Origin of the sequence: Pseudomonas sp. 91RF, from assembly GCF_003576265.1 — a bacterium.
In the GTDB taxonomy this organism is placed as follows: domain Bacteria; phylum Pseudomonadota; class Gammaproteobacteria; order Pseudomonadales; family Pseudomonadaceae; genus Aquipseudomonas; species Aquipseudomonas kribbensis.
Genome location: NZ_QWFC01000034.1, coordinates 95,052 through 111,612, shown reverse-complemented (window position 1 = coordinate 111,612; position 16,561 = coordinate 95,052). Strand labels below are relative to the sequence as shown.

Genomic DNA, 16,561 nt, shown 5'->3' with positions numbered 1-16,561 from the left:
GATCAATAGACAGTTGCCCGAAACAAGGGACAGTGTCGGCTTCAATGCGGAACCTGCGGTTGGGTTCTAGCCGGCGAGCCGATGAAAAGATTATTCGCGCAGCCGGTTTATCCCGCGCTGCGTTTTTCGTGCGTGCCAAATCAGAGCCCGCAGGAAACTTGCTTGGAGGGGGAGAACTTTTGCGAAAAGCCCGAGTCTATGTTTGCAAGTCCGGTCGTTTAGCCATGCAAGCTTCCTCCGAGTTTATCGAGGAGTGTTCATGCTAACCCAGGAAGAGGATCAGCAGCTGGTCGAGCGCGTTCAGCGCGGTGACAAGCGAGCTTTCGATCTGCTCGTGTTGAAGTATCAACACAAAATTCTCGGGTTGATCGTGCGTTTCGTGCACGACACCCATGAAGCCCAGGATGTTGCTCAAGAAGCCTTTATCAAGGCTTACCGGGCACTCGGAAATTTTCGCGGAGACAGTGCGTTTTATACGTGGCTTTACCGCATCGCCATCAACACGGCGAAAAACTATCTGGTTTCACGCGGCCGTCGGCCGCCGGATAGCGATGTCAGTTCCGAAGATGCAGAGTTCTATGACGGCGATCACGGCCTGAAGGATCTCGAATCCCCTGAACGCGCATTGCTGCGGGATGAGATCGAAGGCACTGTCCATCGAACCATTCAGCAACTGCCAGAAGATTTGCGCACGGCATTAACTTTGCGCGAATTCGACGGTCTGAGTTACGAGGACATCGCGAGCGTCATGCAATGTCCGGTTGGTACCGTGCGCTCCCGGATTTTCCGCGCCCGGGAGGCCATCGATAAAGCCCTGCAGCCGTTGTTGCAGGAAAACTAAAGACAGCGGCGACAGCCAAGAGAGGAACGCCATGAGTCGGGAAGCCCTGCAGGAATCGCTGTCCGCAGTGATGGATAACGAAGCGGACGAACTGGAATTGCGTCGAGTGCTCAACGCACTGGATGATGTTGAAACCCGCGAAACCTGGGCTCGTTACCAGATCGCTCGGGCAGCCATGCACAAGGATCTGCTGCTCCCACGCCTGGATCTCGCTGCGGCAGTATCTGCTGCGCTGGAAGATGAAGCCACTCCAGCCAAAGTGTCCCGCGGTCCATGGCGCAGCCTGGGTCGTCTGGCCGTTGCAGCCTCGGTGACCGTTGCCGTTCTGGCAGGCGTTCGTCTGTATAACCATGACGAAATTGCCGGTGTCGAACTGGCGCAACAGTCCAATCAGCCAGTGCTGGCGACACCTCAGGTCAAGGGGCCGGCGGTACTGGCAGGCTACAATGAGAGTTCTGAAGCCACGGGTCCTATGGCCAATGGTGTGCTGCAAGGCCAGCCAGGCTGGCACGATCAGCGTTTGCCGGGGTACCTGCGTCAACATGCTCAGCAAGCTGCGCTGAAAGGTACTGAAAGCGCACTGCCTTATGCACGAGCAGCCAGTCTGGAAAACCGTTAAGGAGGATCATGCGCGCCATACCTCTACTTTCGCTTCTGCTCAGTGGCTGGTTCATCGTTCCAGCCCATGCCGATGAGGCCCAGGATTGGCTGACCCGCCTGGGCCAGGCCGAGCAGCAGCAAAGCTTCCACGGCACATTCGTTTACGAGCGTAACGGTAGTTTTTCTACCCACAGCATCTGGCATCGCGTCCAGAACGGGCAGGTTCGCGAGCGGTTGCTCCAGCTCGACGGTTCGGCACAGGAAGTCGTACGCATTGACGGGCATACTCAATGCGTCAGCGGCACCCTGATTGCGGGGCTGGGAGATTCTCCAAATTCTGCCGCTCGTCCACTCGATCCACAGAAGCTGAAGAATTGGTATGAGCTTGCCGTGATCGGCAAGTCGCGTGTGGCCGGGCGTGACGCGGTCATCGTATCGCTGACGCCACGGGATCAGTATCGCTACGGATTCGAACTGCACCTGGACAAGGAAACGGGGCTGCCACTCAAGTCGTTGTTGCTCAACGACAAGGGCCAATTGCTCGAGCGGTTCCAGTTCACTCGCCTGGATACTGCCGAGGTTCCATCCGACAAGGATCTTCAGGCCGCCTCCGACTGCAAGCCTGTCAACCTCGACAGTGACAAGGCTTCAGCCGTCAAGACCGCACAGGTCTGGCGATCAGACTGGTTGCCGCCGGGTTTTGAACTCACCAGCAGTTCCTCGCACAAGGATCCTGACACCAAGACCCAGGTCAACAGCCTGCTGTATGACGATGGCCTGGCACGTTTCTCGGTGTTCCTGGAACCACTGAACGGTGCCGTCGTCACGGATACACGGACTCAGCTGGGGCCAACGGTTGCCGTATCCCGCCGTCTGACGACGCCACAGGGCGAGATGATGGTGACGGTGGTCGGCGAAATTCCAATCGGTACTGCCGAGCGGATTGCCTTGTCGATACGCAACGATGGCGCTGCAACCAGCAAGCAGTGAGCTGATTTCAGCAGTTTCCACTTCGTGTTCGAGACATGAAATGTTTGCTGAGCATTTTCATTTGCAAATAATCCAAAAATTTTTTATAGGTCAGAGCCTCACGGCTCTGGCCTTGTTTTGTTGTTCCCGGAACAAAAATGCCGGCCTGTAGTTTCCGGTGTTCCTTGCTCCATATCGCTTAACCCTGCTCGTCGTAACGGGAGCTGTATGTCGATACCAAGCTTGAAGTCTTATCTCTCCATTGTCGCCACCGTGCTGGTGCTCGGTCAGGCTGTTCCTGCAGTCCAGGCGGCTGATGCGGCCAGTCCGGTCAACCTGCCGGATTTCACCCAGCTGGTCGAACAGGCCTCGCCTGCGGTGGTGAACATCAGTACCACGCAAAAGCTGCCGGATCGCAAAGTGAACCAGCAGATGCCTGATCTGGAAGGCTTGCCACCGATGCTGCGCGAGTTCTTCGAACGGGGCATGCCGCCGCAACAGCGTTCGCCGCGTGGTGATCGCCAGCGTGAAGCGCAGTCGCTGGGGTCGGGCTTCATCATCTCGCCCGATGGCTACATCCTGACCAACAACCACGTGATTGCCGATGCTGACGAAATTCTCGTTCGCCTGGCGGATCGCAGTGAAATGAAAGCCAAGCTGATCGGCACTGACCCGCGCTCCGACGTGGCCCTGCTGAAAATTGAAGGCAAGGACCTGCCGGTGTTGAAGCTCGGCAAGTCCCAGGATCTGAAAGCCGGCCAGTGGGTCGTGGCGATCGGTTCGCCGTTCGGCTTCGACCACACGGTAACCCAGGGCATCGTCAGCGCCGTTGGCCGCAGCCTGCCAAACGAAAACTACGTGCCGTTCATTCAGACCGACGTGCCGATCAACCCGGGTAACTCCGGTGGTCCGCTGTTCAATCTGAACGGTGAAGTGGTAGGGATCAACTCGCAGATCTACACCCGTTCCGGTGGCTTCATGGGCGTTTCGTTCGCCATTCCGATCGACGTTGCCATGGATGTATCCAACCAGCTGAAAAGCGGTGGCAAGGTCAGCCGTGGCTGGCTGGGTGTGGTCATTCAGGAAGTGAACAAGGATCTGGCCGAGTCGTTTGGTCTGGAAAAACCGGCCGGTGCGCTGGTGGCGCAGATCCAGGATGACGGTCCGGCAGCCAAGGGCGGCCTGCAAGTGGGCGACGTGATTCTGAGCATGAACGGTCAGCCGATCGTCATGTCCGCAGATCTTCCTCATCTGGTCGGTGCACTGAAGGCTGGCGCCAAGGCCAATCTGGAAGTGATTCGTGAAGGCAAGCGCAAGAATATCGAGCTGACCGTCGGCGCCATTCCGGATGAAGACAAGGAGCTGGATGCCCTGCCGAAATCCGGTGTCGAGACCAACAGCAATCGCCTCGGTGTTTCGGTCGCTGAGCTGTCTGCCGAGCAGAAGAAAACCTACGACCTCAAGGGTGGTGTGGTGATCAAGGACGTGCAGGACGGTCCTGCCGCCCTGATCGGCCTGCAGCCAGGCGACATCATCACTCACCTGAACAATCAGGCCATTGGTTCGGCCAAGGAGTTCGGGGAGATCGCCAAGGCACTGCCGAAGAATCGCTCGGTATCGATGCGGGTTCTGCGTCAGGGTCGTGCCAGCTTCATCACGTTCAAGCTGGCTGAATGAGCCAGTAGCGGTTAAGTAAAAAGAAACCGCCTCGAAAGAGGCGGTTTTTTTGTGTCCGGAGTTTTTCCTGGATCGGGCTTATCCCATCATGTCCTTGATCATGCGTTCCTGCTCCATCAGTTCGCGCTGACGCGCATCGATCCGTGACGACAGCGGGAAATTGCTGCCAGCCTTGCGTTTGGCGAAGTCCAGTTGCTGGATGGCCTGGCGGTAATCGCCGACCAGCGCGAAGTACTCGGCACGGGCCTGATGCAGGCCAATGATGTTGCCGGACAAGCCGCGGGTCTCCGCCACCTGATACCAGACGTCCGGATCGTCCGGGCGCGATTTCAACAGGCCTTCCAGGGCTTTTTCCGCATCGGCGGTGCGGTTCTGTTTCAGCAACAGATCGACGCGTACCTGATTCAGCGGGTAGTTGCCGGGGTATTGAGTCAGCATGCGGTCGACGCGCGACTGCGCATCCGCCAGACGATTGTTGGTGATGTCGAGGTCAACCTGCGCGAGGTTGAAGATGATCTCGTTGGGGGATTTCTCCAGCAGTTGCTTGAGATTCTCCCGCGCTTCATTCAACTGGCCACCCTTGATCTGGGCGATCGCCAGACCGTAACGGGCCACGTCGTTTTTCGGGTTTTCATCCAGTTGTGCCCGGAAGCGTTTGGCACCCATTCCCGGGGTTTCTTCGTAGATCAACTGTACCCGTGCGCGGATCAGTTGATAGCGCATGCTGTCCTCGATACCGCCGGGCTTGGCCTGCTCGGCACGGTTGCGGGTGTCGGCGATCCGCGATTCGGTCACCGGGTGAGTCAGCAGGAATTCGGGAGGCTTGGCGTCGTAGCGATACTGGCGCATCAGGCGTTCGAACATGGTCGGCATGGAGCGCGGATCGTAGCCGGCCTTTTCCAGGTTGAGGATGCCGATGCGGTCGGCCTCTTGTTCGTTCTGGCGGGAGAAAGTCCGTTGCGACTGGATCGCCGCTGCCTGGGTGCCCGCGATGGTCGCGATCCCGGCCTCGCCGCCGCCGGCGGCCGCAATGACGATCCCGGCCAGCAGCGCGGCCATCATCGGCACTTGCATCCGCTGCGATGCCTCGACGCCTCGGGCGAAGTGGCGTTGGGACAAGTGAGCCAGTTCGTGAGCCAGTACCGAGGCGTACTCGCCTTCGGTCTGGGCATTGAGGAACAGGCCGCCGTTGACCCCGACAATCCCGCCCGGCGCCGCGAAAGCGTTGAGCTGCGGGCTGTTGATCAGAATGAATTCCAGGCGTCGGTCGTTGACCTGGCTGGTTTCCACCAGCTTATAGACGCTGGACTCGACGTAGTCCTTGAGTTGCGGATCGTTGAGCTGTGAAACCTGACTGCGCAGCAGCGCCAGCCAGGCGCGGCCCAGTTGGTATTCCTGTTGTGGCGAGACAATGGCAGAGCTGGCGTCACCGAGTGACGGCAGGTCGTCGGCGAAGCCCGGTGAGGCGAGCAGGCAAGCGAGCGTCAGCAGGGTAGGGCGCAAAAATGTCATGCACAAAGCCTTAGTCGACAAAGACCTTACTGTAGCCGGACACCGGGCCTGCGACCAGATATTCTAGGCAGCCTGACCCTCTGAACCGGAGTAACGCATGACCGACGCTGTAGCCCATGACTGTGAACTGGACGCCAGCGGCCTGAATTGCCCGTTGCCGTTGCTCAAGGCCAAGATGGAACTGAACAAGCTGCCCAGTGGCGCAGTGCTCAAGGTGATCGCCACTGACGCCGGCTCGCAGCGCGACTTTCGCACCTTTGCCCGGTTGGCCGGTCATACGCTGCTGCGTGAAGAAGACGAGGCGGGCGTCTACCGGTACTGGTTGAAAAAAGCCTGAAATCGACAGCGTAAAAGACCTAAGGATTATTGATGTTCAAAGTGTTACGCGACTGGATTCAGCGCTACTTTTCCGATGAAGAGGCGGTGGTGCTGGCGGTGTTGTTGTTTCTCGCCTTCACCGCCGTGCTTACCCTTGGCGGAATGCTCGCGCCCGTGCTGGCCGGGATGGTGCTGGCGTATCTGATGCAGGGGCTGGTGGTCACGCTTGAACGCCTGCGCATGCCCGGTGGTGCGGCTGTGGGGCTGGTATTCGCGCTGTTCATGGGTGTGCTGCTGTTATTCATCGTCGTGGTGCTGCCGCTGCTCTGGCATCAATTGATCACGCTGTTCAACGAACTGCCGGGCATGCTCGCCAAATGGCAGTCGCTGCTGTTGCTGCTGCCGGAGCGCTATCCGCATCTGGTGTCCGACGAACAGGTGCTGCAAGCCATCGAAGCGGCGCGCGGGGAGATCGGCAAATTCGGCCAGTGGGCGCTGACGTTCTCGTTGTCGAGTCTGCCGCTGCTGGTGAACATCATGATCTACCTGGTCCTGGTGCCGATCCTGGTGTTCTTCTTCTTGAAAGACCGGGTGATGATCGGCGAATGGGTGCGCGGCTATCTGCCCCGTGAGCGGGCGCTGATCACCCGGGTTGCCGAGGAAATGAACCGGCAGATCGCCAACTACATTCGCGGCAAGGTCATCGAGATCGTGATCTGTGGCGGGGTGACCTACATCGCCTTCGTCGCCCTCGGGCTGAACTACGCGGCCCTGCTGGCGTTGCTGGTGGGTGTGTCGGTGGTGGTCCCGTATGTCGGGGCGGTGGTGGTGACGGTGCCGGTGATGCTGATTGCACTGTTCCAGTGGGGCTGGAGCGATCAGTTCATCTATCTGATGGCGGTCTACGGGATCATCCAGACGCTGGATGGCAACGTGCTGGTGCCGTTGCTGTTCTCTGAAGCGGTCAACCTGCACCCGGTGGCGATCATCTGTGCGGTGCTGTTATTCGGCGGATTGTGGGGCTTCTGGGGGGTGTTCTTCGCGATTCCGCTGGCGACGCTGTTCAAGGCTGTGCTCGATGCGTGGCCGCGAAAGGAGCCGGTGGTGGCGCCACTGCTCTGAAAGCAATTCGGCGCCCGCCAGGGCGCCGAAAGGATCAGGCCTTGTTCAGCGCCTGAGCAGCGGCCAGCACTGCATCCACGTGGCCTGGCACCTTCACACCACGCCATTCCTGGCGCAGTACGCCGTTCTTGTCGATCAGGAACGTGCTGCGATCCACGCCCAGGTATTCCTTGCCGTAGAGCTTTTTCAGCTTGATCACGTCGAACAGCTGGCAGACGGCTTCGTCCTTGTCGCTGATCAGTTCGAACGGAAACTCCTGCTTGCACTTGAAGTTCTCGTGGGACTTCAGGCTGTCGCGGGAGATGCCGAAAATTTCCGTGTTGGCAGCCTTGAATGCGGCGTACTGATCGCGAAAACCCTGGCCTTCGGTGGTGCAGCCCGGGGTGCTGTCCTTCGGATAGAAGTAGATCACCACTTGCTTGCCCTTGAGGGCCGAGAGGCTGACGGTCTGCCCGCTGGTGGCGGGGGCTTCGAAGTCGGCAACCGGTTGATCGATAGCTACGGCCATGAAAGCTTCCTTACATTGGGTTCTGTGGGCGCCACGGTTCGATCAGCGCGTCGAGGTTCATGGCGTCGGCGAAGTCCAGGAACTGGTCGCGCAGCCAGCTGATCTGGGTGCCGGCCGGCAAGGTCACGGTGAACGTGGCGTTGAGCATGGTGCCGCCGGTCTGTGGTGCCTGATAGGTATCGCAGGTCAGGTTTTCCAGCTCGACGTTGTGATCCATGAAGAACTGGCACAGCTCATTGATGATGTCCGGGCGATAGGCCGACGACACGTAAGCCACATACGGCAGGGCTTGCGGACGGTTTTCCAGGGCGGCGCTGCGCACCACGTTGACCGTGAACGAGTGACGTTTGGCCAGGATCGGCAGGCTGCCTTCCAGGCGGGCCAGGGCGTCCCAGCTGCCGGAGACTTCGAGCACCAGCGCGCTGCACTCGCCGTGGCGGGTCAGGCGTGAAGTGACGACCGCGCAGCGGTTTTCATGGCTGGCGCGGCACAGGACGTTGGTCAGCTCCATGGGATTGGCGCCGAGGGCACTGATGACAAGGAATTGTTCGCGAACTGTGGGGGTGGACATGCAGCATTCCTAAAGCGATGAGCGGTCGGTAGAGTGAAGGCGTCGAGTGCCGGGACATACCTGTCCGGAAGACCCGATTCGCCTGTCGCCACGGCTTCAATAATAAGGAAGCGTAAGGCGGCGACGCTGGAACGGGGTCTGGAAGGCCGAAACGGGGGCAGGAACCCGGCGCACAAGCTGATCAGTACCGATCAAAGTCTGAAGGGTAGCGAAAAGCGGCGCCAAGGGGAATGGCGGCGCAGTACTTCGCTTGTGCAAGCATCTTGGCGCCAGTACCATTACCGCTCTCTTTTTCCGGCAGGAGCGGTTTCATGATTGCGGGCAGTATGGTGGCACTGGTCACACCCATGGATGCACAAGGGCGTCTTGACTGGGACAGCCTCAGCAAACTCGTGGACTTCCATCTCAAGAACGGCACCCATGCCATTGTCGCGGTCGGTACTACCGGCGAGTCGGCAACCCTTGATGTAGAAGAACACATTGCCGTCATCAAAGCCGTGGTCAAACAGGTGGCAGGCCGCATTCCGGTCATCGCCGGTACCGGCGCCAACTCGACCCGCGAAGCCGTCGAGCTGACCCGCAACGCCAAGGAAGCCGGCGCCGATGCCTGCCTGCTGGTCGTCCCGTACTACAACAAGCCGACCCAGGAAGGCCTGTACCAGCACTTCAAGCACATCGCCGAAGCGGTCGACATCCCGCAGATCCTCTACAACGTTCCCGGCCGCACCTCCTGCGACATGCAGGCCGAGACCGTGATCCGCCTGTCCACCGTGCCGAACATCATCGGCATCAAGGAAGCCACTGGCGACCTGAAACGCGCCAAGGCAATCCTCGACGGCGTGAGCAAGGACTTCATCGTGCTGTCCGGCGATGATCCGACTGCCGTCGAACTGATCCTGCTGGGTGGCAAAGGCAACATCTCCGTCACCGCCAACGTCGCCCCACGCGAAATGGCCGACCTGTGCGAGGCCGCGCTCAAGGGCGACGCCGAGACCGCACGGGCCATCAACGAAAAACTGATGCCGCTGCACAAGGACCTGTTCATCGAAGCCAACCCGATTCCGGTGAAATGGGCTTTGGTCGAAATGGGCCTGATGCACGAAGGCATTCGCCTGCCGCTGACCTGGCTGAGCGCTCCTTGTCATGAAACGTTGCGCTCGGCCCTGCGCCAGTGCAGCGTCCTGGTTTAATTGAGGAAGTACAACGCATGAAGCGAATGGCCGGACTTTCCGCACTTGCCTTGATTATCTCCAGCACCAGTGGCTGCGGATGGATCTGGGGCCCGGAAGGTTATTTCCGTGACCGTGGTAGCGACTACCTGGAAGCGAAACAGACTGCACCGATGCAACTGCCAGAAGGTGTCAGCACCTCCAAGCGTCTGGATCCGCTGCTGCCGATCCCGCGCAACGTCGCCGACGATACCGCTACCGGCGAATACGTGGTTCCGCGCCCTCAGCCGCTGTCGGCAATCGCTGACGCCAGCGATTACTCGCTGCAGAAGAGCGGTGATTCGCGTTGGGTCATGGGCCAGCATCCACCGGCCGAAGTCTGGCCAGTGGCTGTGCAGTTCTTCCAGGACAACGGTTTCCGTCTGGATGAACAGCGTCCGCAAACCGGCGAATTCACCACCACCTGGCAGCATTCCGACGAGCTGTCCGCCGCCATGGCCAAGCGCCTGAGCGCCGCCGGCGTCGGTGCCGACAGCGAAACCCGCGTGCGGGTGCGCATCGAGCCAGGCGTACAGCGCAATACCAGTGAAATCTACGTAGTCAGCGCCGAGCGTCCTGCCGGCAGCACCGCCAATGTCGATTTCACCAACCGTTCGGTCAATACTGGCCTGGACGCTGCCCTGGTCGACGACATGCTCGCGAGCATGAGCCGTACCTCCGAGAAGGGCGGTTCGGTGTCGATGCTGGCATCCCGTGATTTCGATACCCCGAGCCGTGTCGCCCTCAGCGAAGACGGCAGCGGCAACCCGGTGTTGAACGTCGGTTCGGATCTGGATCGTGCCTGGTCGAGCGTCGGTCGTGCGCTGGAGCAAGGTCAATGGCGCGTTGAAGACATCAACCGCAGCCTGGGCCTGTACTACATCAACCTGGCCGAAAAGGCCGAGAAGAAAGACGAGAAGCCTGGTTTCTTCAGCAGCCTGTTCGGCAGCGCGCCGACCAAGGAAGAAGTTGAAGCCCGTGCCGAGCGTTATCAGGTTCGCCTGAGCAAGGTTGGTGACAGCGTTCAGGTCACCGTCGAGAAAAACATCAACACCGTCGCGCCGGCCGATGTGGCCCGCAAAGTGTTGAGCGTGATTCAGGACAACCTGGGCTGATCCAATGCGTTTTGCCGTTCTCGGCAGCGGTAGCCAAGGGAACGGCACGCTGATCGCCAGTGCTGATACGTATGTGCTGGTGGATTGTGGTTTTTCCCTGCGGGAAACCGAAAAACGCCTGTTGCGCCTGGGTGTGAACCCGGCGCAACTGAGCGCGATACTCGTGACCCACGAACATGCCGACCACGTGCATGGCGTGGGTTTGCTGTCTCGGCGCTACAATCTGCCGGTCTACCTCAGTCGCGGCACTCTGCGCGGGATGCGCAAACCGATTGAACCCGCAGGCTTCGTGGCCGGCGGCGAGCAGCTGCAGATCGGTGCTCTGGACATCCGGGTCATTGCCGTGGCCCACGATGCACAGGAACCGACCCAGTATGTCTTCAGTGATCAGGAACAGCGACGCTTCGGCCTGCTGACCGATCTGGGTTCATACTGCGAGCGGGTGCTGGACGGTTATCGGGACCTCGATGCGTTGATGATCGAGTCCAATCATTGCCGAGACATGCTGGCCCGCGGTCATTACCCGTACTTTCTCAAGCAGCGGGTGGGCGGCGAGCTGGGACATTTGAACAACCATCAGGCGGCATTCCTGGTGGCCGAGTTGGGCTGGCAAGGCCTGCAACACCTGGTCCTGGCCCATCTGAGCAGCAAGAACAACCTGCCGCAGCTGGCCCGGCAATGTTTTGTCGACACCCTCGGGTGCGACCCGGACTGGCTGCAACTGGCCGATCAAGATTCAGGGCTCGACTGGCGCCACATCGCCTAGCCCATCTACTTAGCAAGCGGAGCCCATCATGGAAAAACGTGAAGAACTCTACCGCGGCAAAGCCAAATCGGTTTACAAGACCGACGACGCTGACCGCTTGATCCTGCTGTTTCGCAACGACACTTCGGCGTTCGACGGCAAGCGCATCGAGCAGCTCGACCGCAAAGGCATGGTGAACAACAAGTTCAACGCCTTCATCATGCAGAAACTCGAAGCGGCCGGCATTCCGACCCAGTTCGACAAGCTGCTGGCCGACAACGAAGTGCTGGTGAAAAAACTCGACATGATCCCGGTCGAGTGTGTCGTGCGTAACTACGCTGCCGGCAGCCTGGTCAAGCGTCTGGGCGTCGAAGAGGGCATGAAGCTCAACCCGTACACCTTCGAACTGTTCCTGAAGGACGACGCCAAGGGCGACCCGTTCATCAACGAATCCCACGTCGTGGCATTCGGCTGGGGCACCGCCGAGCAACTGGCGCGCATGAAAGAACTGTCGCTCAAGGTCAACGAAGTCCTGAGCAAACTGTTCGACGACGCTGGCCTGCTGCTGGTGGACTTCAAGCTTGAATTCGGCGTGTTCAGCGATGGCTCCATCGTCCTGGGCGACGAGTTCAGCCCGGACGGCTGCCGTCTGTGGGACAAGGACACCAAGAAGAAGATGGACAAGGACCGCTTCCGTCAGGGCCTCGGTGACGTCATCGAAGCCTACGAAGAAGTCGCCAACCGTCTGGGCGTACCGCTTTAATCGACGCAAGCATCTGATAGCACGGAAAAAATTTCGTTTAGGGGTTTCCCATTCAGCGAAAGTGTTGTTATGATGCGCGCCGTTGGAGAGATGCCAGAGTGGCCGAATGGGACGGATTCGAAATCCGTTGTACCTTCACCGGTACCTAGGGTTCGAATCCCTATCTCTCCGCCATACATAGAGAAAGCCCCGTAGCTGAGAAGCTACGGGGCTTTTTCGTATGCGCTGAAAAAGCGCCCTCAACGATCGACCCGTTTATTTTGCTTTGCCCATTTCCCTGTCAGGACCTGGTGAAACAGCCTTCATCACATCATCGATTACTGCCCTGCCCATCTCCGTCAGGAAATGCGCGGCCCAGGCGTAGCGGTCGGTTTCCCGGATAAACGCCGCATCTTCTGCAAGGGCTTTGGCGAGGGCCAGCAGATCCGATGCCTGCGCCAGTGCTTCGCGCACGGGAACGCCGGCGCTTACGTGGAACAGTGGATTGTCCGAGCAGTAGAGGAAGGGGGTGTAGCCGATGGTTTTTTCTTCTGATGCGTCGTGCATAAGGAACTCCTTGATTTGTAGAGCTGCCGCATCCGATACCAAGCGAATGAGGTGGCAGCTATGCGCGGGTTGGTAAACCGGGGAATCAAGGAAACCGGCACGGCCGAAGCCGTCCCACGCACAGCCGCCATAAAGCAGAACCACGGACGAATATCGACCGTAATTGTATGGGGACGCTGTTGCGCTTAATTCCGTCGGGTTACCAAGCCCGGCCGCTGAATTTGCAGCGATGTCTGGAGAGTGCCCGACGAGAGGAGAGCCAACAAGGCAGAAGTCAGCTGCTTTGCTTAGTAATCGCCTGTTCACACGCAACTCGCGGATTTTGCCTACAACCTTTCTCAGAGTCATCCTGTTCTTGAGCGAAAAACGAGGTGGGCACTGATTCCAAGCACGAAAAAACTATAGTCCTCCTAGTGAGGACGTGGAGTAGATGATCCGATAGGGACAAAAAACATGTCGAAGTAGCGGTCTGAAATTGATGTAGGAAAAATTCTCCTTTTGTCATCGCTGGTCCGTGATGCCGCATATTCATAAATATTGCAGCGTAAAATCGTACGTCTCGCTTTCAGTACTCCTACACATTCAGTCAGCCGCTAGCATTATCACCAGAAGGCTGAGCATTCTGCTGAAAATGGTTTATTGCAGATTTCGATTTGCGTGCCATTATCTAGCGAGGAGATTTCGATAAGGATGCTTCTTATGGCTGCTGTGGATTCTGGTCTTCGTGTGGTTGGAGGGGTAGAGACCGGTGCGGGATTTGATGATGTGACCGCAATTGAAAGAACTCTCACACCTCAAGTTGTAATTGCGCTTTGTGGGCCTTTGGGAACTCCATTGCATGAAGTGGCTAAAAACTTTAGAGATTTATTGCTAAGTACTGATTATGGCTATGAGTATGTAGAGATAATTAGACTGAGTGATGAAATTAGAAGGCAGTCAAGCCTGCCGGGCGATTGTTCTATAAAGGATTTGATTGAGGCAGGTAATGATTTACGTAAAGAGCATGGCAATGAAGTGCTCGCGAAGCTCGCGATAAGAAAGATCAGCATTGCGCGAGCTATCGAGCAGGAAAAAGCGGCTCAGGCCAAAAAAGCTGAACACCCGGATTTATTCAGCACGGATTCCGATGATAGCCTTGTACCCAACGTTACTTTGAAGTGGTGCCATATAATCGACTCTATTAAGCACGTTGATGAACTGCGGCTCTTGAGGTCTATTTATGGAGAAATGTTGTATGTGGTAGGTGTATATTCGCCGATCGAAATGCGAGTTGCCCGCCTAGAGGTCGCGCTGAAGGGGGACGGGATTCATGACTTGATTGACCGGGACTCTGGTGAGGAAATAGATCACGGTCAAAGGGTTGAGGATACTTTCCCGCAATCGGACTTTTTTTTGAGAGTTGAGAAGACCACAGACTCACATCGAATCAGTAGGGTCAAACGCTTTCTGGATTTGATGTTGGGGACAATGGTTGCGACACCTACTGTGAACGAAAGAGCAATGTATGCTGCATTTTCAGCAGCAAGAAATTCCGCATGTCTTTCTCGTCAAGTTGGTGCTTCCATCACAAGTGAAGATGGGAGCGTTATTGCCACAGGTTGGAATGATGTTCCCAAGGCTTTTGGAGCTTTGTACCAGACTGAAGGGGATGGGTTAAATTTTGATGAGGATCGTCGCTGCTGGAATCTTGATGGAGGAGTTTGCTCAAATGACCAAGAAAAGAAATTTATCTCTAATTATATTGTGGATAAGTTAATTGAGAGCGAGCTGATTTCTAGGGAAAAGAAAGAGCTTGCTCTTGCGGTGATTCGAGGGAAAACACAACTTAAAAGCTTGATCGAGTTTTCTCGAGCGGTCCACGCTGAAATGCACGCGCTATTAAATGCGGGGGCTACGGATGGGGGTAAAATCCGTCGCGGTAAACTGTTTGTAACGACTTACCCTTGCCACTCCTGCGCACGACATCTGGTAGCGGCGGGCATCAAAGAGGTGATTTTTCTTGAGCCCTATCGTAAGAGTCTCGCTACTCGACTCCACCAGGATGCTATAACTGAAAACGAGGGCGATGTTACGAAGGTGAGAGTCCTTCCATTTGATGGTGTAGCGCCATCGCGATTCCTGAAATTTTTCTCAGCTCATCCCGCTGGTCGGAAAAAGGATGGGCGAATGATTCTAAGGGATGCGGAACCAGTAGCTCGCATCTCGATGGAGGCAGTGTCGACTCTTGAAGGACTGGTGGTGAAGGGTCTAGAATCCCGGCGCCTTTGAAGCTGAAGAATTGTGGAGCTTGTGTATGGATCATTCAGAAGGTAAATGCGAGGCTGGATCTATGTCACAGCTGGCCTTCAGTTTTGAGGCCGCAAGCTACGGAAAAAATGTAGGTAACGTTGTTTCCTACGAAGCTGATCCGTCCCCTTGCAAAGGTTCGGCGAATACAGTCCAGGCTGAGGCAGTGGTGCTTGCATTTCCTCAGGATCGAGTGGGTGTTGCCCAGGCTAGGCTTGTGCAGAGAATTGTTCAGCGAAATCGTTTTTTTTGATTAGCTAGCCAAATCAAATTCGAATTTTAAAGCCCCGTAGCAACCAAGCTACGGGGCTTTTCTTTTTTGCGGCCTTACCGGGTGCCCCTCAAATCTCCTTGACCGGCGTATCCCCCTGCACGCCCTTGATCAGTTCGATCACATGCAGGCAGTCCGCCTTGTTCACATACGACTCGCCACTGGCAACCGTCTCATGGTTCCCCGCCCGTAGCCGCCAGCGCCATTGGCCCTTGCCGGTGCTCGGGGTGCCCCTGGATTGCCTGTAAATCTCGAAATACATTCAGTTCGCTCCATGCGATGGGATATTGCGACAACCTGTTTGGCGCATCGTCGCAAGCCTAGCGGAGAGCAGTTATTTGGCTATCGGGGATTTGTTTCCAATCGTTGGGTAATGTTTCAGCGAGGCGCGGGGCAGAGCGTCGGGATCAGCCTTCGGATTGGCGAGTACGTCCTTTTTTCACCCTTGCATGAGCACCAGTGGTGCTGCTTAATACGGTGCGGCTCATGGCGTCGGATTTCGTTCGACGACCGACAAACACTATAAAAAAGAGCAGTCCATTGACCCATCCGCATGGAACGCAACACGCGGGGCCGGTGACGCTGTCACTGGTGATTCCCGTATTCAACGAAGAGGACAGCCTCGACGGCTTTCTCCTGCGTATTCGTCAGGTGTTCGAGCCTGAGGCACAGATCAGCCTTGAGTTGGTGTTCGTCAACGACGGCAGTACCGATTCGACACTGGAGCGCCTGCTGCTCTGCCAGCAGAGCAATTCGCAGATTCGCATCGTCGATCTGAGTCGCAATTTCGGCAAGGAAGCAGCGCTTTCCGCCGGTTTGCAGACAGCCAACGGGCAGATCGTGGTGCCGATCGATGTCGACCTGCAGGATCCGCCCGAGGTCATCCTGCAAATGATCGAGCGCTGGCGTGAAGGTTATGAAGTGGTGCTGGGGCATCGCATCAGCCGCCGCAACGACTCCTGGGCCAAGCAGACGTCCGCCACCTGGTTCTATCGTCTGCACAACCGGATCGCCGATCAGTCACTGCCCGAGAATGTCGGCGATTTTCGTTTGATGGATCGTTGTGTGGTGGACGCGCTGCTGACGCTGCCGGAGTCCCGGCGGTTCATGAAGGGCCTGTTTGCATGGGTCGGATTTCGCACCACCCAGATCGAGTACGAGCGCCCGGAACGGGCGGTCGGAACGAGCCGGTTCAATGGCTGGCGGCTGTGGAATTTTGCGCTCGAAGGTATCACCAGTTTCAGCACCGAGCCGTTGCGGATCTGGACGTATCTGGGAGCGATGGTGTCCCTGATATCGTTTGCCTTTGCCATGTTCATTGTGGTCCGCACGCTGATGTATGGCATCGACCTGCCCGGTTATGCGTCGCTGATGGTTGCCGTGACCTTCCTTGGTGGCTTGCAGTTGATCGGCATCGGTGTGCTTGGCGAGTATCTGGGCCGCACTTATATCGAAGCGAAGCGCCGGCCGGTTTTCCTGGTGCGCCGCATTTATGACCCGAAGGACTGA

18 protein-coding genes and 1 tRNA gene are annotated in these 16,561 nt (G+C 57.5%); 14 read left to right on the top strand and 5 right to left on the bottom strand.

Translation table 11 applies throughout. From position 1 onward, the window contains the following. Positions 1-259: 259 nt before the first annotated feature. From rpoE to DXT77_RS18910, 4 genes are all read left to right on the top strand, one after another. Complete coding sequence (gene rpoE, locus DXT77_RS18925) at positions 260-841, top strand: RNA polymerase sigma factor RpoE (protein WP_003172477.1); 582 nt, start codon at positions 260-262, stop codon at positions 839-841. 31 nt (positions 842-872) lie between these two features. After that, positions 873-1,460, top strand: a complete 588-nt coding sequence (locus DXT77_RS18920) for a sigma-E factor negative regulatory protein (protein WP_119428750.1) — start codon at positions 873-875, stop codon at positions 1,458-1,460. A gap of 8 nt (positions 1,461-1,468) precedes the next feature. Further along, positions 1,469-2,431, top strand: a complete 963-nt coding sequence (locus DXT77_RS18915) for a MucB/RseB C-terminal domain-containing protein (protein WP_085710237.1) — start codon at positions 1,469-1,471, stop codon at positions 2,429-2,431. Positions 2,432-2,638: 207 nt separating this feature from the next. Further along, complete coding sequence (locus tag DXT77_RS18910; RefSeq protein ID WP_119428749.1) at positions 2,639-4,087, top strand: DegQ family serine endoprotease; 1,449 nt, start codon at positions 2,639-2,641, stop codon at positions 4,085-4,087. Positions 4,088-4,165: 78 nt separating this feature from the next. On the opposite strand, the gene DXT77_RS18905 is transcribed toward DXT77_RS18910, so the two are convergent. Continuing rightward, complete coding sequence (locus tag DXT77_RS18905; protein ID WP_119428748.1) at positions 4,166-5,599, bottom strand: M48 family metalloprotease; 1,434 nt, start codon at positions 5,597-5,599, stop codon at positions 4,166-4,168. A gap of 97 nt (positions 5,600-5,696) precedes the next feature. On the opposite strand from DXT77_RS18905, the gene DXT77_RS18900 reads away from it, so the two are divergent. Continuing rightward, positions 5,697-5,936, top strand: a complete 240-nt coding sequence (locus DXT77_RS18900; protein ID WP_007963279.1) for a sulfurtransferase TusA family protein — start codon at positions 5,697-5,699, stop codon at positions 5,934-5,936. 32 nt (positions 5,937-5,968) lie between these two features. Beyond that, the gene (locus DXT77_RS18895) at positions 5,969-7,039 is read left to right on the top strand and encodes an AI-2E family transporter (protein WP_085710240.1); all 1,071 of its coding nucleotides are present in this window, start codon (positions 5,969-5,971) and stop codon (positions 7,037-7,039) included. A gap of 34 nt (positions 7,040-7,073) precedes the next feature. Here the strand turns inward: DXT77_RS18895 and DXT77_RS18890 are convergent, their stop codons facing one another. After that, the gene (locus tag DXT77_RS18890) at positions 7,074-7,547 is read right to left on the bottom strand and encodes a peroxiredoxin (RefSeq protein WP_096819409.1); all 474 of its coding nucleotides are present in this window, start codon (positions 7,545-7,547) and stop codon (positions 7,074-7,076) included. A 10-nt stretch (positions 7,548-7,557) separates the two neighbouring features. Further along, positions 7,558-8,118 carry a glycine cleavage system protein R gene (locus DXT77_RS18885; RefSeq protein WP_119428747.1) on the bottom strand — a complete coding sequence of 187 codons (561 nt, stop codon included), beginning with the start codon at positions 8,116-8,118 and terminating at the stop codon, positions 7,558-7,560. A gap of 311 nt (positions 8,119-8,429) precedes the next feature. Here DXT77_RS18885 and dapA point away from each other — a divergent pair, with 311 nt between their 5' ends. From dapA to DXT77_RS18855, 5 genes are all read left to right on the top strand, one after another. Then, on the top strand, positions 8,430-9,308 hold the full coding sequence (gene dapA / locus DXT77_RS18875; protein ID WP_085710243.1) for a 4-hydroxy-tetrahydrodipicolinate synthase: 879 nt from the start codon (positions 8,430-8,432) through the stop codon (positions 9,306-9,308). 17 nt (positions 9,309-9,325) lie between these two features. Beyond that, the gene (bamC, locus tag DXT77_RS18870; protein ID WP_119428746.1) at positions 9,326-10,441 is read left to right on the top strand and encodes an outer membrane protein assembly factor BamC; all 1,116 of its coding nucleotides are present in this window, start codon (positions 9,326-9,328) and stop codon (positions 10,439-10,441) included. Positions 10,442-10,445: 4 nt separating this feature from the next. After that, on the top strand, positions 10,446-11,207 hold the full coding sequence (locus tag DXT77_RS18865; RefSeq protein ID WP_114881797.1) for an MBL fold metallo-hydrolase: 762 nt from the start codon (positions 10,446-10,448) through the stop codon (positions 11,205-11,207). Positions 11,208-11,235: 28 nt separating this feature from the next. After that, entirely contained in the window at positions 11,236-11,949 is a 714-nt protein-coding gene (gene purC, locus DXT77_RS18860; protein WP_007958019.1) for a phosphoribosylaminoimidazolesuccinocarboxamide synthase, read from the top strand. Positions 11,950-12,033: 84 nt separating this feature from the next. Next, a tRNA-Ser gene (locus tag DXT77_RS18855) sits at positions 12,034-12,123 on the top strand. Between the two features lie 81 nt (positions 12,124-12,204). Here DXT77_RS18855 and DXT77_RS18850 read toward each other — a convergent pair. Continuing rightward, the gene (locus DXT77_RS18850; RefSeq protein ID WP_119428745.1) at positions 12,205-12,495 is read right to left on the bottom strand and encodes a DUF3077 domain-containing protein; all 291 of its coding nucleotides are present in this window, start codon (positions 12,493-12,495) and stop codon (positions 12,205-12,207) included. A 699-nt stretch (positions 12,496-13,194) separates the two neighbouring features. Between DXT77_RS18850 and DXT77_RS18845 the strand changes: the two genes are divergently transcribed. Both DXT77_RS18845 and DXT77_RS29760 read left to right on the top strand, forming a co-directional pair. After that, a complete protein-coding gene (locus tag DXT77_RS18845; protein ID WP_119428744.1) occupies positions 13,195-14,763 on the top strand; it encodes an anti-phage dCTP deaminase in 1,569 nt (522 codons plus the stop codon). Positions 14,764-14,788: 25 nt separating this feature from the next. Next, on the top strand, positions 14,789-15,034 hold the full coding sequence (locus tag DXT77_RS29760) for a hypothetical protein (RefSeq protein WP_147407015.1): 246 nt from the start codon (positions 14,789-14,791) through the stop codon (positions 15,032-15,034). An 88-nt stretch (positions 15,035-15,122) separates the two neighbouring features. Here the strand turns inward: DXT77_RS29760 and DXT77_RS18840 are convergent, their stop codons facing one another. Continuing rightward, complete coding sequence (locus DXT77_RS18840; protein WP_085730015.1) at positions 15,123-15,314, bottom strand: DUF1508 domain-containing protein; 192 nt, start codon at positions 15,312-15,314, stop codon at positions 15,123-15,125. A gap of 278 nt (positions 15,315-15,592) precedes the next feature. Here DXT77_RS18840 and DXT77_RS18835 point away from each other — a divergent pair, with 278 nt between their 5' ends. Then, entirely contained in the window at positions 15,593-16,561 is a 969-nt protein-coding gene (locus DXT77_RS18835; protein WP_119428743.1) for a glycosyltransferase family 2 protein, read from the top strand.

Bases quoted from the DNA above. Each gene is read 5' to 3' on its own strand.
- rpoE (WP_003172477.1), top strand. From the start codon at position 260: ATGCTAACCCAGGAAGAGGATCAGCAGCTGGTCGAGCGCGTTCAGCGC.
- DXT77_RS18920 (WP_119428750.1), top strand. From the start codon at position 873: ATGAGTCGGGAAGCCCTGCAGGAATCGCTGTCCGCAGTGATGGATAAC.
- DXT77_RS18915 (WP_085710237.1), top strand. From the start codon at position 1,469: ATGCGCGCCATACCTCTACTTTCGCTTCTGCTCAGTGGCTGGTTCATC.
- DXT77_RS18910 (WP_119428749.1), top strand. From the start codon at position 2,639: ATGTCGATACCAAGCTTGAAGTCTTATCTCTCCATTGTCGCCACCGTG.
- DXT77_RS18905 (WP_119428748.1), bottom strand. From the start codon at position 5,599: ATGACATTTTTGCGCCCTACCCTGCTGACGCTCGCTTGCCTGCTCGCC.
- DXT77_RS18900 (WP_007963279.1), top strand. From the start codon at position 5,697: ATGACCGACGCTGTAGCCCATGACTGTGAACTGGACGCCAGCGGCCTG.
- DXT77_RS18895 (WP_085710240.1), top strand. From the start codon at position 5,969: ATGTTCAAAGTGTTACGCGACTGGATTCAGCGCTACTTTTCCGATGAA.
- DXT77_RS18890 (WP_096819409.1), bottom strand. From the start codon at position 7,547: ATGGCCGTAGCTATCGATCAACCGGTTGCCGACTTCGAAGCCCCCGCC.
- DXT77_RS18885 (WP_119428747.1), bottom strand. From the start codon at position 8,118: ATGTCCACCCCCACAGTTCGCGAACAATTCCTTGTCATCAGTGCCCTC.
- dapA (WP_085710243.1), top strand. From the start codon at position 8,430: ATGATTGCGGGCAGTATGGTGGCACTGGTCACACCCATGGATGCACAA.
- bamC (WP_119428746.1), top strand. From the start codon at position 9,326: ATGAAGCGAATGGCCGGACTTTCCGCACTTGCCTTGATTATCTCCAGC.
- DXT77_RS18865 (WP_114881797.1), top strand. From the start codon at position 10,446: ATGCGTTTTGCCGTTCTCGGCAGCGGTAGCCAAGGGAACGGCACGCTG.
- purC (WP_007958019.1), top strand. From the start codon at position 11,236: ATGGAAAAACGTGAAGAACTCTACCGCGGCAAAGCCAAATCGGTTTAC.
- DXT77_RS18850 (WP_119428745.1), bottom strand. From the start codon at position 12,495: ATGCACGACGCATCAGAAGAAAAAACCATCGGCTACACCCCCTTCCTC.
- DXT77_RS18845 (WP_119428744.1), top strand. From the start codon at position 13,195: ATGGCTGCTGTGGATTCTGGTCTTCGTGTGGTTGGAGGGGTAGAGACC.
- DXT77_RS29760 (WP_147407015.1), top strand. From the start codon at position 14,789: ATGGATCATTCAGAAGGTAAATGCGAGGCTGGATCTATGTCACAGCTG.
- DXT77_RS18840 (WP_085730015.1), bottom strand. From the start codon at position 15,314: ATGTATTTCGAGATTTACAGGCAATCCAGGGGCACCCCGAGCACCGGC.